This is a genomic window from Brevibacillus sp. HB2.2, from assembly GCF_013284275.1.
GTDB classification, from domain to species: domain Bacteria; phylum Bacillota; class Bacilli; order Brevibacillales; family Brevibacillaceae; genus Brevibacillus; species Brevibacillus brevis_D.
The window spans coordinates 160,721-175,680 of record NZ_JABSUV010000005.1 but is presented as its reverse complement, the minus strand read 5'-3'; the positions used below and the strand labels follow the sequence as shown (position 1 = coordinate 175,680).

19 protein-coding genes are annotated in these 14,960 nt (G+C 47.0%); 12 read left to right on the top strand and 7 right to left on the bottom strand.

Annotated elements, in window-relative coordinates; all coding sequences use genetic code 11:
* Nucleotides 1-36 precede the first annotated feature (36 nt).
* Nucleotides 37-627 carry a TetR/AcrR family transcriptional regulator gene (locus tag HP401_RS05685; protein ID WP_173604380.1) on the bottom strand — a complete coding sequence of 197 codons (591 nt, stop codon included), beginning with the start codon at nt 625-627 and terminating at the stop codon, nt 37-39.
* 33 nt (nt 628-660) lie between these two features.
* A complete protein-coding gene (locus HP401_RS05680; RefSeq protein ID WP_173604379.1) occupies nt 661-1,086 on the bottom strand; it encodes a VOC family protein in 426 nt (141 codons plus the stop codon).
* Nucleotides 1,087-1,262: 176 nt separating this feature from the next.
* On the opposite strand from HP401_RS05680, the gene HP401_RS05675 reads away from it, so the two are divergent.
* The 7 genes from HP401_RS05675 to HP401_RS05645 all read left to right on the top strand — a co-directional run bounded on the left by HP401_RS05675 (nt 1,263) and on the right by HP401_RS05645 (nt 5,428).
* Nucleotides 1,263-2,000: a class I SAM-dependent methyltransferase gene (locus HP401_RS05675; RefSeq protein ID WP_064199748.1), complete on the top strand. Its 738-nt coding sequence runs from the start codon at nt 1,263-1,265 to the stop codon at nt 1,998-2,000.
* Between the two features lie 76 nt (nt 2,001-2,076).
* A complete protein-coding gene (locus tag HP401_RS05670; RefSeq protein WP_007724250.1) occupies nt 2,077-2,361 on the top strand; it encodes a 4a-hydroxytetrahydrobiopterin dehydratase in 285 nt (94 codons plus the stop codon).
* Between the two features lie 111 nt (nt 2,362-2,472).
* Entirely contained in the window at nt 2,473-2,793 is a 321-nt protein-coding gene (locus tag HP401_RS05665; protein WP_173604378.1) for a hypothetical protein, read from the top strand.
* Entirely contained in the window at nt 2,790-3,554 is a 765-nt protein-coding gene (locus HP401_RS05660) for a DUF3109 family protein (protein WP_173604377.1), read from the top strand. Before HP401_RS05665 ends, HP401_RS05660 begins: the two co-directional genes overlap by 4 nt.
* Nucleotides 3,555-3,610: 56 nt before the next feature.
* A complete protein-coding gene (locus HP401_RS05655; RefSeq protein ID WP_012685841.1) occupies nt 3,611-4,120 on the top strand; it encodes an acyl-CoA thioesterase in 510 nt (169 codons plus the stop codon).
* A gap of 76 nt (nt 4,121-4,196) precedes the next feature.
* Nucleotides 4,197-5,117 (top strand): aldo/keto reductase, encoded by a 921-nt coding sequence (locus tag HP401_RS05650; protein WP_173604376.1) that lies wholly within the window; start codon nt 4,197-4,199, stop codon nt 5,115-5,117.
* 14 nt (nt 5,118-5,131) lie between these two features.
* Nucleotides 5,132-5,428, top strand: coding sequence for an RNA polymerase alpha subunit C-terminal domain-containing protein (locus HP401_RS05645; protein ID WP_064199752.1), 297 nt, complete (start codon nt 5,132-5,134; stop codon nt 5,426-5,428).
* A gap of 61 nt (nt 5,429-5,489) precedes the next feature.
* Here HP401_RS05645 and HP401_RS05640 read toward each other — a convergent pair whose 3' ends face one another.
* The 4 genes from HP401_RS05640 to HP401_RS05625 all read right to left on the bottom strand — a co-directional run bounded on the left by HP401_RS05640 (nt 5,490) and on the right by HP401_RS05625 (nt 8,612).
* Nucleotides 5,490-5,930 (bottom strand): thiol-disulfide oxidoreductase DCC family protein, encoded by a 441-nt coding sequence (locus HP401_RS05640; protein WP_173604375.1) that lies wholly within the window; start codon nt 5,928-5,930, stop codon nt 5,490-5,492.
* 79 nt (nt 5,931-6,009) lie between these two features.
* Nucleotides 6,010-7,524 carry a histidine ammonia-lyase gene (gene hutH, locus HP401_RS05635; RefSeq protein ID WP_173604374.1) on the bottom strand — a complete coding sequence of 505 codons (1,515 nt, stop codon included), beginning with the start codon at nt 7,522-7,524 and terminating at the stop codon, nt 6,010-6,012.
* 329 nt (nt 7,525-7,853) lie between these two features.
* A complete protein-coding gene (locus HP401_RS05630) occupies nt 7,854-8,045 on the bottom strand; it encodes a hypothetical protein (protein WP_041749367.1) in 192 nt (63 codons plus the stop codon).
* A gap of 6 nt (nt 8,046-8,051) precedes the next feature.
* The gene (locus HP401_RS05625; RefSeq protein ID WP_254457009.1) at nt 8,052-8,612 is read right to left on the bottom strand and encodes a hypothetical protein; all 561 of its coding nucleotides are present in this window, start codon (nt 8,610-8,612) and stop codon (nt 8,052-8,054) included.
* Between the two features lie 56 nt (nt 8,613-8,668).
* Between HP401_RS05625 and HP401_RS05620 the strand changes: the two genes are divergently transcribed.
* Complete coding sequence (locus HP401_RS05620) at nt 8,669-8,989, top strand: hypothetical protein (protein WP_173604373.1); 321 nt, start codon at nt 8,669-8,671, stop codon at nt 8,987-8,989.
* On the opposite strand, the gene uvsE is transcribed toward HP401_RS05620, so the two are convergent.
* Complete coding sequence (uvsE, locus tag HP401_RS05615; RefSeq protein ID WP_173604372.1) at nt 8,948-9,874, bottom strand: UV DNA damage repair endonuclease UvsE; 927 nt, start codon at nt 9,872-9,874, stop codon at nt 8,948-8,950. The two genes, HP401_RS05620 and uvsE, sit on opposite strands and share 42 nt — an antisense overlap.
* Nucleotides 9,875-10,064: 190 nt before the next feature.
* On the opposite strand from uvsE, the gene HP401_RS05610 reads away from it, so the two are divergent.
* The 4 genes from HP401_RS05610 (at nt 10,065) to HP401_RS05595 (ending at nt 14,923) form a co-directional block, all read left to right on the top strand.
* Nucleotides 10,065-12,482 carry an EAL domain-containing protein gene (locus HP401_RS05610; RefSeq protein WP_173604371.1) on the top strand — a complete coding sequence of 806 codons (2,418 nt, stop codon included), beginning with the start codon at nt 10,065-10,067 and terminating at the stop codon, nt 12,480-12,482.
* Between the two features lie 145 nt (nt 12,483-12,627).
* Nucleotides 12,628-12,771 carry a hypothetical protein gene (locus HP401_RS05605; protein ID WP_173604370.1) on the top strand — a complete coding sequence of 48 codons (144 nt, stop codon included), beginning with the start codon at nt 12,628-12,630 and terminating at the stop codon, nt 12,769-12,771.
* A gap of 4 nt (nt 12,772-12,775) precedes the next feature.
* On the top strand, nt 12,776-14,308 hold the full coding sequence (locus HP401_RS05600) for an amino acid permease (RefSeq protein ID WP_173604369.1): 1,533 nt from the start codon (nt 12,776-12,778) through the stop codon (nt 14,306-14,308).
* Between the two features lie 156 nt (nt 14,309-14,464).
* Nucleotides 14,465-14,923 carry a hypothetical protein gene (locus tag HP401_RS05595; protein ID WP_173604368.1) on the top strand — a complete coding sequence of 153 codons (459 nt, stop codon included), beginning with the start codon at nt 14,465-14,467 and terminating at the stop codon, nt 14,921-14,923.
* Nucleotides 14,924-14,960: the final 37 nt, after the last annotated feature.

The following is a 14,960-nucleotide window of genomic DNA, read 5'->3' as shown; positions in this document are numbered from 1 at the left end:
TTGCCAGTAAGAGGCGGAAGCAGGGGTGCTTTGCTTTTATTTGCAGCGATATCCTTCCAAGAGAAGGGTCATCGCTGCTGAAATTTCCTCAAGGGACTTCTCATGATCGGGAGTCTCCGAAATCCAGAGCACGGCTTCGTTCATCGCACCAGACAGCAAATGCGTCAGAGCATCGATGGAAACGGGACGTAGGTACCCTTGCTCCTGTATCGTTTGAAGCTGCTCTCTGAGATGCCGCATGGAGTTTTCCTCGTCCATTCGGCGCCACTTTTCCCACCCGATGACAGCTGGGCCATCGATAAGCAAAATCCGCTTGTTCCGTTGTTCGACGGCCGAGGAGACAAAGGCCAAGCAACCCAAGATCAATTGTTGCCAAGGCTCCTCACTTTTCGCAGCTTCCGCTTCTACGCGCTCTCCGATTTCTTGTTGGACAGAAGCCAGTACTGCCTCAAATAATCCTTCTTTGCTCCCAAAGTTATGGTACAGTGCGCCACGGGTCACCCCGGCTTGTTTCACGATGTCTTCCATGGCCGCATCCGCGTAGCCTTTTTTGGAGAACATCTCTCTTGCCACTTCGATCAGCTTTTGCATCGTCTGCTGTTTTTGCTCGGCTTTGGACATCTTCATGGGATACGATCTCCTTACTTATTTCATGCCAGATTAGACAGGGTCAACATAACGGTCAGCAAATGCTTCGGAAGGCGGGATTACCTTTATGATATCAAGTAAAATGCCATTCGGATCGGATGTAATAAAATGCCGCTGACCAAAATCCTCATCTCGAATGTCGAGATGGAGAGGAAGACCTGCTTTCACAATAAGCCTCTCGTATTCAGCGTCAACATCATCGACTTCGAAATTAAGGATAAGACCACCCTCTACAGGCTTTCGGAATCCTTGTGGAATTGTGTCATGAGAAGGATTTAAGATGGCGAGCTCAAAAGCTGGAGTGCTGCTCTGATTCTGCATGCTCACATACCAGTCTGCTTCGAAAACAATATCAAATCCAAAGTGCTCTCGATAAAACTTCGAGCTAGTCTCAACTTGTTCTGTCAAGATGACAGGATAAAAGCTGTTCACTTTCATTCTGGGTCTCTCCCTCACGATTGGATGAGGTTAATTTAACATACATACAGTATGTATGTAAAGTGATTTCCCTTTTTTCAACAAAGAGTTTCCTACACTTTGCCACACGCAAATCGGCTACGGATAAACCCCGCTGTGGTATAATAAGAACATCTTGGAATTAAAGGGGCTCAGACATGGCTGAAGAATGGTTTGAACGCAGCTTTCGCGAAGATTATGTGCTTGTGTATCGTCATAGGGACGATTCGGCCGCAGATGGAGAGATCGCTAATCTGTTGGAAAGATTGCCGGTAAAGGACACAGGACGCGTACTTGATCTTTGCTGCGGGAGCGGGCGTCATTCGCGTGCGCTGGCTCGCCGGGGGTATGAAGTAGTTGGTGTGGATTTGTCGCCTGTTCTTTTACAGTTGGCTGAGGAACAAAACACCTATCCACAGCTAAGTTTTGCCCGCTGTGATATGCGCGACATTCCGTTTCACGAAGAATTTGATATCGTGGTGAATTTGTTTACCAGCTTTGGGTATTTCTCCACAGATGAAGAAAATGCTAACGTTATTCGCAACATGGCACAAGCACTCAAAACAAAAGGTGAAGTGGTCATCGACTTCTTAAATGCAGCGTACGTCATCGATAACCTCGTGCCGCACTCTACCAAGGAAGTCAGTGGGATGTTGATTAAAGAAGAACGCTGGGTCCAGGATGGATTTGTGAAAAAGCGGATACTGATTTCCGACGAGTCATCGAATGAACCGCGTGAGTATATGGAGCAGGTTCGCTTGTTTTCTGCCGAGCAAATGATTGCGATGCTAACAGAAGCGGGATTCGAAAAAATCCAAGTATTTGGAAACTATCTGTTTGAAGAATATGTAGCGCATGAATCACCTCGGATGATTTTTTATGCCGTGAAGCAATAGGGTGCGGATAACCTGTACGTCTCGTGAATATGATGGTGTAACAACCATTTATCGGGTAAAAGGGGGCATTGCTACAATGAGCAAGCTGTCTTTGGAACAGGTCAAATTGTATCTGAGCAAGGTACCTGGCTGGAAGCTGGTAGAAGACCGAATGGCGCTATCACGCACGTACCACTGTCGTGACTTTTCCACTGCAATCAGTTTCGTCAACCGTGTGGCAGAGATGCTTGAGCATGACAATCAGCATGTGGAAATTCATCTGGCAGGTGGCACAGTCACGTTTACATTAGCCACCCGCGAGGCAAAAGGTTTAACCGGCAAAGATTTTGCATTAGCCCAGACGATTAGCAAAGTAAGCTGACAGGCAAAAGAGAAATAGCCGCTTCCCACAGCGAAGCGGTGTTTCTTTTTGGCTTTTTAAGAGCTACTTTGTTATGATGGGCAGTATGAACCATTTCGGAGGGATTACAAGATGGACATTCAACAACATGAGCAATTGATTCAAGTGTTGGCGGAGTATAAGAATCAAAAGGCTTCCGTGACTTTTACCCAATGGGATACCGATAGGGAAGAAGAGGAAGAGGTATCCCAGTTTCAAGCTCAGCTTCTAGAAACCAAGCTGACTGACAATGAATTTGAAGAAAAAGATCTCCTGCTCGTGTTTACGACAGAAGAGGGCGATGAAATGGAAATCCTGATGGAGATTCCGGGTGATGAAGTAGATTTGGCTAGCTATGAGGAAGGTCATTTGCGAATTTTTGGAACAGAAGCGGAGATTGTTTTGCAAAAATGAAAACGAAACGAGCTTTTCGTTATGTAGGCACGCCTGATCCCATGTCTGATAAAGAGGCGTACCACTGCGAAAAATATATAAAGAAACACAAGCATTCCTTGGTGAGAGCGGGACAATATTTGGTTGATGTATCAGCCCTTCATGCTCTGTTTCATTTGGACTGTTGGAATTGCAGGACCGTTCATCGTGAGACCTGCTGTGAAGGTGGACAACCTTACGCTGTAGAAGAATGGCAGATTCCCATTATGGAGGGGGAAATCCCATCTATCTCTGCTGGACTAAAGGATGAGGCTGAACGCAATCATTGGCTTCTTCATGGGGTTTGGGATCGCAATGAGCCTCGAGGAACCATTCGTATGCGACATGGCAATTGTCTTTTTTATCAAGAAAACAATGGGCGTTACGGCTGTGCGATCCATGCTTATGCGGAACAGGCTGGTCGTGAAGTTGAGCCTCTCAAGCCATATAGCTGTCAACTGTATCCAATCGACTTGATTGATACAGGGGAAGGGATCCTGCTAACGGCGGTTACTAACGAAACGTCATCCTTTTCCAGGTGGGGTACAGATTATTTGGAGCAGTTTTACTGTGCCAGTCCGGCCCGCCGAAAGCTAGCTACGCATATAGATGACAAGCTGTTTGCACTAGACGGCTATCGGCCAGCCTATGAGTGGAATCTGCCTTTGTTACGTTATATTTTGCAAGAAGAGGCAGAGAGAATAGAAGGCATACTTGGGAGCAGCTATCAATTGGAACGTTGAATGCCTTGTGATATGATGATGTATGCATCAAGTAGATTGATAAAGGAGCAACAGCGATGAACGTCAAGACAACTCAAGAATCTCGTACAATTCAGGCATCACTGGTTCAGCCATCTGATACGAATTACCATGGTACTATTTTTGGTGGTACGATGATGGCTTATATAGATGAGGTAGCTGCAATCGCTGCGATGCGACATTCGCGTCGCCCTGTTGTGACAGCATCGATTGACTCGATTGATTTTCTTGCTCCCGTCAAAATGGGACATTCCATTTGCCTCGAAGCATTTGTTTCGTCAACGGGCAAAACGTCCATGGAGATTTTCGTAAAAGTCGTCTCGGAAAATCTCCAGACCGGCAAGCGTATTTTGACCGCGACATCTTTTCTTACCTTTGTTGCCTTAGATGAGGAAGGGAATCCGACTGAGGTGCCAGCTATTGTCCCTGAAACAGAGGAAGAAGAGCGATTGATGGCCACTGCGGACGAGCGGAAGAAAATGCGCAAAGAACGAAAAGGGAATCTGCAAGATTTTGTGAGCCAATTGAACATCGAGAAAAGCATATAATTTTTTTTAGTCTTCACCCTGAGCGAACATTCGTTCAGGGAATTCTCGTTTATTTATGAGGAGGAGGAATCGGGCAATGAAGTACCGCAGATTAGGAAAAACGGATCTGAACGTATCCGTAATCGGTGTAGGTACCTGGCAATTTGGCGGGGAGTGGGGACTGGATTTCTCCCAAGAAGCTGTTGACCAGATTCTCGACAAAGCAAAAGATCTCGGCATCAACTTGATTGATACAGCGGAATGCTACGGAGATCATCTGTCCGAACAGCTTATCGGGGGATATTTGAAAAAAAACCGCCGGGAAGACTGGATTGTGGCGACGAAATTCGGGCATCATTTTCACGACAAATTTTCTCGAACTAATCATTATGGAGCGGCTGAAGTTCAGCAGCAATTGGAAAAATCGCTACAAGCTTTACAGACCGACTATATTGACTTGTACCAATTCCACTCGGGACCTGACGAAGCGTTTGACAATGATGACTTGTGGACCTACCTCGACAAGCAGGTGCAGGCAGGAACGATCCGCCATCTCGGCCTCTCGATTGCGAAAAATGATAACATGCATCAAACATCTGCTGCTACTTCGGTAAATGCAAAAGCCATCCAGGTAGTTTACAATCGTCTGGATCAAAAGCCGGAAGAAGGTGTATTTGCTTCTTGCCAGCAGCAAGACCTGGGTGTATTGGCTCGCGTTCCGTTGGCGAGTGGTTATTTGAGCGGAAAGTATAAGCCGGGTTCTGTATTCGCTGGAAACGATGTGCGGCATCGACACGATCAGGAGCATGTCAACAAGCTGCTGCTCCAAGTAGAAGAAATCAAGAAAAATGAAGTTCCAGAAGGAATGGATATGGCGCAGTGGGCACTGGCGTGGTGCCTCAAGCATCCAGCTGTCACGACCGTGATCCCAGGTAGCAAGAGCCCAGCGCAGGTAGAGGCAAATGCCAAAGCGGCTGACTATGTGAGCGATGAGCATCCACAAGCGATGTCGAAATAAAAAGGATACGTGCCATGACAACTTCCAAAAAAACGGTTAGAACTTGCGCGAATGGTCATTCATACAGGAAAAGCACGGATTGTCCGACTTGTCCAATCTGTGAGCAAGAACGCCAACCGGACACTGGATTTCTTTCTTTGCTTTCGGCACCAGCGAGAAGAGCATTGGAACACAATGGGATCACGTCCTTGGAACAGCTCGCAAGCTACAGTGAAAAAGAGATCCTGAAATTTCATGGGATGGGACCAGCATCTATGCCGAAACTTCGGACTGCATTGAAGGAAAAGGGATTGTCATTCAAGAACGAATGAGTAAGGCACAGCGAATAAAAAAAGGAGGAGCCGCGAGAGACAGCGACTTCTCCTTTTTCTTTTAATCCAAAAAGCGGGATCTGATCTGCGGGGTAGGAAGCATGCATTGCTCTGCTTTACCCATCCACCGATAGCGATTTCTCGCGGCCCAATCATAAATCGGATTGCGGACAGGCCTTGGGATGAGCCGAGCTACAGTTGACAGCAGAGGCCATCCACCTTGAAGCTTGCGACCAACGTGCAAGATCGCATCCGATTTTGTATATAGCTGTCCGTTGGCTATAAAGACCACGGATGACATGTCTTTTTCCTGATAGTTGTAATGAGACAAAATTTCCTGGGCTCTACGTGACTGCAAGGAAGCAAAATGAATGTGTCCATGCGGATCACGCTTCAAAATAAACTGCACAGCACCGTGGCACAGGTGACAAACCCCATCAAACAGTAACAGGTACGCAGGATGGTCGAGTTCTCTGCCTGCATTCATGAGACAGCCCTCCATACTTCAAGTGGTTTGGTCGAAATGCTTATCCTTAGCTCCATCATAACAGAGAAAAACAATGGTTCCTATACATGAACGATTATTCCTTTACAAACGCGAGTGTCCCTTGGTGGATCAACTCTTCTGCCTTGACGAGATCAGGGTGCATTTCGCGGTCTTCATGCAGGCGGGGAATCACCCGGCGCAACTGCTCATAGGCTCTTGCTGTACCTGTTCCGAGATCTCCCGAACCAAAATCGATAGCTTGAGCTGCTGCCAAATATTCGATAGCAAGCACCTTGGTGACGTTTGATACGATCGTGCGAAGCTTGCGAGCAGAAGTCGTACCCATGCTGACATGGTCCTCCTGATTAGCAGATGACGGGATCGAATCGACTGATGCCGGATGGCAGAGCACTTTGTTTTCAGAAACAATGGAAGCGGCAACATATTGCGTAATCATAAATCCAGAATGGAGTCCGCCATTTTCAGTTAAGAATCCGGGAAGGCCACTTAGCTGTGGATTGACGAGACGTTCTGTGCGTCTTTCGGATATATTTGCTAGCTCAGCCATCGCAATGGCAAGAAAATCAGCTGCGAATGCCATTGGCTGACCGTGGAAATTCCCGCCGGAGATGACATCGCCTGTTTCTGTGAAAAGAATAGGGTTATCGGTAACGCTATTGCATTCGCGTGTAACCGTAGTCCATACATACTCAAGCGTATCACGAGTTGCACCGTGCACTTGCGGGAGGCAACGAAGGCTGTATGGATCTTGGACGCGTAGCTCACCCTGTCCAGTGGTTCGTTTGCTGCCGGATAAGTGCTGGAGCAAACGCTTTGCTGATTCCTGCTGTCCTGGATGCGGGCGGACGAGATGGAGCTGGGGATCGAAGGCTTTTGGAATTCCACGCAGCGCTTCAATCGTCATCGCAGCAATCAATTCCGCGCTTTCAAGTAGAACTCGCGAATCATACAAGGCGAGGCAAAGCTGTGCGGTCATTGCCTGTGTACCGTTAATCAGAGCCAGACCTTCTTTTGCCTCCAGTCGAATAGGGGAGAGGCCCACTTCGCTCAGTGCATCTTTACCGGATAGCCGCTTGCCATTGACGAGCGCTTCACCTTTGCCGAGCATGACCAGTACCATATGAGCAAGAGGTGCCAGGTCGCCGCTTGCACCAAGGGAACCTTGTTGAGGAATAATCGGATGAACCCCGCGATTGCATAGTTCTACTAGCTGAAGCAATGTTTCTTCCCGAATTCCCGAATACCCCTTTGCCAACGCATTGATGCGCAATGCCATCATCGCACGGACAACTTCAACGGCATAAGGGTCGCCCATCCCGCAGGCATGACTCATAATTAAATTTTCTTGCAGCTTGCTTACGTCCTCATCGTGGATCATGACATCGGAAAATTTTCCGAAGCCAGTAGTGATTCCGTATACGACTTCCTGCTGTGATACCATTCTCTCCACCATGGAACGTGAAGCACGAACACGATGCAATGCTTCTTCAGTTAATTGGATGTGGGTGGCGCTTCTTGCAATGGAAACAACATCTTCGATACGCAATTGATCCCCATCTACTTTTACAACGTTTACTTGCTGATTCATCTGTAATTTCCTCCTTTAGCAGAGCAGAGAACGAAAAGAGCGAGGGGTTAGGATACTATCTCCTAACCCCTCGCTCGAGAGCATGTATGTGATTGGATAAAAACGTGTAAGCCTGCATTCGTCGCGGCATACGTTCTTCCTCACTTTCGTTCATGTGCAACTGTCTGATTATTTTAGCTATTGCTATCATTGTATCAAATGCCTACGTGCAGTCAAGATGATCTTGTCACGGCGGCTTCCCTAGAGAGTAAAAAACGGGCTTAGTCCAATTTTTTAAACTGGGCGAGAGTCGTCTCTTGAGTTGGATAAATGTCATACCATGTACTGTGTTAGTTCATCCGAAAGGACGTGTAGAATTCCGTGGAAAAGCGACGTAAGATGCCGCCTATGCCTACCGCACTCCCAAGGCGTCCTAAAGAAATGCCGAAACCGCCTTCTTCAGCGATGCCATTGCCCTCTCCATCGATGCCGTCACCTATCAAGCCTTCTCCTGAAAAGCCCAAGTCGGAAAGTCCAATCAATCCGAATCATTCTATTCCTGCGCGCCCAATGCCGCAAAAACCGATCATGCCTGCTCCCAATCTGGCTAACCCAAACGTACCAAACGTGATGCCGCCAAATCGGATACCAGCGAATCCGATGCCACCTAATAAACCGTCCAATCCAATGCCACCAAATCTCAAACCGAATCCAATGCCCATGCCACCGAACCGGATTCCGGCAAATCCGATGCCTAACGCTTCACCAAATGTAAGGCCAAATGAGAGCCCAAACATGAGGCCAAATGTCAGACCCAATGTGCGACCGAATGAGAGTCCAAACATGAGACCAAATGTCAGACCGAACGTAAGGCCAAACGAAAGTCCAAACATGAGACCAAATGTCGGCCCGAATGTAAGACCGAATGTACGACCAAATGTCAGACCGAATGTGCGGCCGAATGAAAGTCCAAATATGATGCCAAATCTAAGACCGAATATCAGACCAAATATCAGACCAAATATCAGACCAAATATCAGACCAAATGTAAGGCCAAATGCTCGACCGAATGAAAACATAGGAAGGGAGCTGGAGTTGTACCTGTTCAAATTCCAGTTCCATATGGATCGGATGGATTATTTCCGCCACAAATGCGAGGAGCATCGTGAAAATCGCCGCAAATACATGGAATACCGCAAACATTACAAGCATCATGAACGAAGAATGCATCATTATCATGACCGTTGCCAATTATGGAATGACGGTAGCAGTTCATTTGGGCGAGGTTCATCATCTTCATCCTCGGGTGGCAGTAGCTCCTCCTCCGGATACCATTATCGACATAGACGGGATCATAGACGAGGACGTGGGTGTGACTGCGGATGTTCATTTTGAAGCGTATGAGGAAGGACGCCAGCTAATTAAGCGGCGTCCTTTTCCATACTCAATTCGTAAATGCTTCAACAGCGACTCCTTTTTTCTTTAACTCGCGTCTTAAAGTAAGGAGGGCATCATCTTTGTTTTTACATTCCAAGATGATGTCCACATTGTAATCCGCTAGCGCACTGACAAATGTAAGGAACGCCTCTGGATCAATATCGTCAGCATGAGCGCGAAAGTCATTTGCTGACTTAGGCGAGGACATGTGCATCTTCGGTGTGCGTTCTCCCCAGGTTTGAATAATTCGTGGAAGGTATTCCGTCCAATCCTCGCCATCAGAATGGCAGTTGTGGTGGTGAATATCGAGCACCATCGGCACACCGATCCGTTCGCACAGCTCCAGAACCTCGCGCATGGTAAAAGAAGTGTCATCGTTTTCCACGACTAAACGACGTTTGACGTTTTCAGGAAGCTGCTCGAAGTTGGATGCAAAACGAGCAAGAGAAGAGGCTTTATCTTCGTATACCCCTCCCACATGTGTCACCAAGACGGAGTTATCGTCAATTCCCAGTAAATCAAACACTTTTGCATGGTAGGAAAAATCGGCAATGGTCGCTTCCAGCACAGAAGGCTTGTCACTGTTCAATATGCTGTAATGTCCGGGATGAGCTGTCAAACGAATGCCATGATTGCGGATATAATTCCCAGCCTTTTGGAAGTCCCATGCGAATTCCTTTGCCCAATCCCATTCAGCTGCTACCGGATGAGTAGCCAGTGGAACAAATTCAGAAGGAAGCCGATACAAAAAGATCTGATTTTCTACATTATAAGCAAGTAAATCCATTAAATTGAAAAAGTTTGCCTGCATAACTTGCCGCAGCTTTTTTAATCGAGCTGGGGGATCTAATTTATTTACTTGGGCAACCGTCGTTTTTTTGTTTGGATTGTTTTTCGTCTTTACACTGATGCAGGCATAGCCCATACGGATCAAGGAAATCTCCCTCCTTTGCAGCAGCATTCCTTTGTAGTATCTCCAAAACGGGAACGTCGTCGACTTCTTGCCAGGGAATTATAAAACGGATAAGATGGGAGAATGTCACAGGCACGGCTACAACCTTTCCGTAAAAATGCAGACGTTCCTCGTGAGTAGACTTCGGTAAAGGTTTTTGAAGGAGAATGCAATGAATAGTCTTGACCAATCCTATAGTATGACTCTGGTTTTTCTCTCCTATTTTATTTCAGCAATGGCGTCATACACAGCATTAGATCTAGGCGCACGTCTCCATTATGCAAAAGGCAGGGGACGTGTGTTTTGGTTATGTGCTGGAGCCGTCTCCATGGGGCTTGGTATTTGGGCTATGCATTTTGTTGCCATGCTTGCTTTGCATCTGCCGATTACTGTCGAGTATGATCACTTGATTGTATTTTTCTCGATTGTTTTGGCCGTGTTATCATCAGCGCTTACATTATGGATCGTGAGCGAGCAGTCCATGTCCAAGACGAGGGTGGTAACAGGATCAGTTGTCATTGGAACTGGTATCGCAGGAATGCATTATACAGGGATGGCAGCGATGATGATGAACGCCGTTATTCTGTACGATTGGCTATGGTTTACTGTATCCATTTTCGTGGCGATCTTGTTTTCGAAGGTTGCGTTGATTCTTACGTTTCAATTGCGTTCGGTGGACCCAGTAGAAGGTCTCTGGCGTAAAATTTTTGCAGGGCTGTTGATGGGGGCAAGCATTACCAGCATGCATTACACTGGAATGTACGCCACCACATTCGTCGCTCACGAGCACATGACAATCGCAGTGATCCCGTATGATGATTCGGGGCTGATCGCTACCATGATTGGCATTGTCAGCGTGTTGATTCTAGTCGTGACCTTGGCTTCTGTATACGTGGACAAGCAATTCGCAGGGAAGACCTTGCGCGTTCTAGAAAGTGACCAGCGCTATAAATCGCTATTTGAGCACAATTACGACGGAGTAATCTTTTACTCGATCGATGGGACGCAAAGTGTCATGAATCCTGCGGCGATGCGATTGACAAAGGAGCAGAGCTTGCCTCTCAAAAAACTAATGACGATGTGTACTACTACAGATGCCGAGCTCATATCGACCCACTTTGCAAATGCCGTGCAAGGTGACGCGCGCAACTGCGATATTACCTTGACGACGCGCGAGGGCTGTCAGCTTCATCTGAACATGACTCATACCCCCGTATTTGTCGATCAGCAGATGACGGGTGTCTTTATGATTGTGAGAGACATTACCAATAAGAAGGAATACGAGGCAAAAATCAATTATCTCGCTTTTCACGATTCGTTGACGGGTTTGCCGAATCGCCGTTTTGTCGAACAGCAACTGGATCAGGTGATCATGGAGGCACAAAAAACAGATCAGCAAGTTTACGTGCTGTTTCTGGATCTCGACCATTTCAAACTGGTAAACGATTCCTTGGGGCATGATTTTGGTGACCTGTTACTTCAGGAAGCCTCCTTGCGTTTGCGGGAATGTGTAGGAAAAAAAGGAACGGTGTACAGGCTCGGCGGAGACGAATTCATGGTGATTCTGACAGATGTCACGGAAAGAGAAGTATCTTCCATGGCGAATGAAATCAACGAGACGATTGAACAGGCATTTTTTATCCATGGGCACGAGCTGTACATAACGACGAGTATCGGGATTTCTCGCTATCCAGAGAATGGGCAAGACAGAAGTGTCTTGATGCGGAACGCAGATGCGGCGATGTATGCAGCCAAAGACAAAGGGAAGAACAGCTTCCACCTGTACGTACCGAATCTGGAGCAAGCAGTGAATGACAAAATGAATATTCAAAATGAATTGAATCGTGCCTTGGCCAGGCAAGAATTTTTATTGCATTACCAGCCACAGGTAAGTGCCAAATCAGGCGCAATCGTTGGTGTAGAAGCACTGATTCGGTGGGATCATCCTGAACGAGGCTTACTTTTGCCAGACCAGTTCATCTCGGTAGCAGAAGAAACCGGGTTGATCGTACCGATTGGAGAATGGGTGCTGCGGACGGCCTGCAAGCAGAACAAGCAATGGCAAGATCAGGGACTCATGCCGCTTCGGGTAGCCGTCAATCTATCTGCACGACAATTCCTCAAACAAGATTTTACCCAGATGATCGCTGAGATTCTGCACCAGACTAGGTTAGCACCGGAATACTTGGAGTTGGAAATCACAGAAAGCAGCATGATTGACGTCCACCGTGCCACACAGGCACTTAAGGAACTGAAGCAATTAGGCGTGCACGTTGCGATTGACGATTTTGGAACGGGCTACAGTTCTCTCTACTATCTGAAAGAATTCCCGTTGAATCGTTTGAAAATAGATCGCTCGTTTGTGCGCGACATGATCGAACAGCCTTCCAATCAGGCCATTGTGTCCACGATTATCTCCATGGCGCATCATTTGCAACTGCATGTGATCGCAGAAGGGGTCGAGACAAAGGAGGAGCTTGCGTTTTTGCAGGAGCATCTGTGTGAAGAAGTGCAAGGCTATTTATTTAGCAGACCGTTACCGAGTGAAGACGTAGCATATTATTTGCAAGCCCAAAAAGGCGTTAGTTAAACAAGAGGAGCAGCTCTCATGAGTTGCTCTTTTGTTTTGCTTCTGCCAGCCGAATGAGGTGGTATAGCTGTCAAATTGGCACGTAAAATGTACTATTCCTGCTAACTTGTCAAGGAATTGCATCTAGGACGAAAGGAGGGAGAGAATGCTAGCTCTAGGTGTCACCTTATTGCTGTTGACCATTGGAGTTGCGATTGCCATTGGGTATCGGGCAAACGAAAGCGTCCGGCACTTTGATGAAAGCACGCATGAGAGTTTTATCGGTTCCCAAGCAGAGAGGGAGGGATAACGAAATGCAGCAGGAAAAAGAACAGCAATTGCTCGAGGACAGGAGAGACCTGAACAAGTTTGGTTATGCGCAGGAATTACTGAGGGATATGGGTGGCTTTTCGAACTTTGCGATCTCATTTTCGATTATCTCTATTTTGACAGGTGCAGTATCCTTGTATGGGCACGGATTACTGTATGGCGGTTCTGGCATGATGGGCTTCGGATGGACCTTGGTCGCCTTATTCGTCATCCTGATAGCAGCATCGATGTCTGAGCTCGCATCTGCGATCCCTACAGCCGGAGCATTGTATCATTGGGCAGCTATTTTAGGCAGCAAACGGTGGGGCTGGTACACAGCGTGGATCAATCTCATCGGCCAAATCGGGATTGTCGCAGGTATTGACTATTCGTTCTCTTTGTTTGCGGACCCGCTGCTCGCGAGTGCGTTTGGCTATACCTCAACGGAAACGACTACGTTAATCCTGTTCGGGATTACACTCCTTTTGCACGGTGCGTTTAACCACATTGGAATTCGACTTGTTGCCCGGTTAAATGATTTCTCTGCTTGGTACCATATAGGCGTCGTCGTCATACTCGTCGGAAGCCTCGTTTTTTTCTCCCGTCATGATCTGCAACCGCTTGATTACCTCTTCCAAGTCGGTCAAACCTTTTCAGACAAACCGTACGCGATTGCTTTTTTGATTGGGTTGTTACAGGCGCAGTGGACATTTACTGGCTATGATGCATCGGCGCATACGATTGAAGAAACGATTAACCCGCGGGTTCGTGCTGCTTGGGGGATTTATACATCTGTGGCCTTTTCCTTTATTTTTGGATTTATCATGCTTGCTTTTGTCACTTTATCCATCAAAAACGCAGCGGCTGCGAGTGAAGCGGAAAATGCATTTATTTATGTGATTAGCGAAGCATTAGGCGGCACATTTGGTTCCGTTGTGCTGTGGCTCGTCACCTTTGCGATGTGGTTCTGTGGCTTGGCATCGATTACTTCCTTTTCGCGAATGTTGTATGCGTTTTCGCGTGACAAAGGAATGCCGTGGAGCCATCAGTGGGCAGAAATTTCGACCAAATACCGAACGCCGGCAAAAGCAATTTGGCTGGTTATCATTCTTTCCTTTGCGCTTGCCTTGTTCGATTACATCGTGAAAAGCATCAATCCGAACACGTCGTATACGACCTTGGCATTTTTGACTGCGGTAAGTGTCGTTGGGTTATATGTCGCTTACGGGATTCCGTTGTACCTCAAGCTCCGGGCGGAATCGCGAGGACTTTTTCAGCGGAAGCATTACGGTCCTTGGCATCTGGGGAACTGGAGTAAACCCATTAATGTGTTGAGCCTGATTTGGATCGTCTTCATCTCGATAATGATGGTGATTCCGCCGAATCAAACAGCTGGGTATGCCTTGATCGCCATGTTTTTGGTGCTTCTGATCATGGATTTGGCTTATTACCGGAAGCATTTCAGGGGCCCGCAAGCTGCGTTGGGCAATTCAGAGGAAGACATAAAACGTCAGGAAGCAAAATTTCGCGACTCCTAATGGAAAAGAAGCTCTGGCTCACGGAATGTGAAGGGTCACCCTTATGTCAGTATTGGCATAGGGTTTTTTTTCGTGAAGGACGGTTTTGCATAACGAATGGCAGAGGACGAAAAGCTATCAGTAGGAAGGAAATAGCAATAAGATGGGAGGTAGGCGATGAAAAGGATGAGATGGCTGCTACTAACAATGGGAATCGTGCTGATGGCTCAAGCAACGAGCTTGGTTCCGCAGGTGAGTGGGTATGACAAATATGTGCGTGAAGGAAACTCCTCGAATCGGTATGAAGTCGCGGGTATTACAAATGCAGGCGCATTCGAAGCCTTTTTTGAAAAACTTCAAGAAGCGGTCAAAAATAGTGACAAGACAGAAGTAGCCAAGCAAGTCAGGTATCCTCTGCGAGTGAACAAAGACGGAAAAAGTCAGTTTATCCGAGATGAACAGCAATTTTTGGAAGAGTACAATCGAATCATGACTGAGAAGGTAAAGGAAGCGTTTTTACAGCAAAAGGTAACCGATACGTTTGTTAATGATCAAGGCGTGATGGTAGGGAATGGAGAAATCTGGCTGGGGCAATTTTCGAATCGCTTTGTCGTTTTTGCAATAAATGTGGAGTAGGACAAGAGCTTTTCTCTAGAAAAGCTCCCACTCTAGT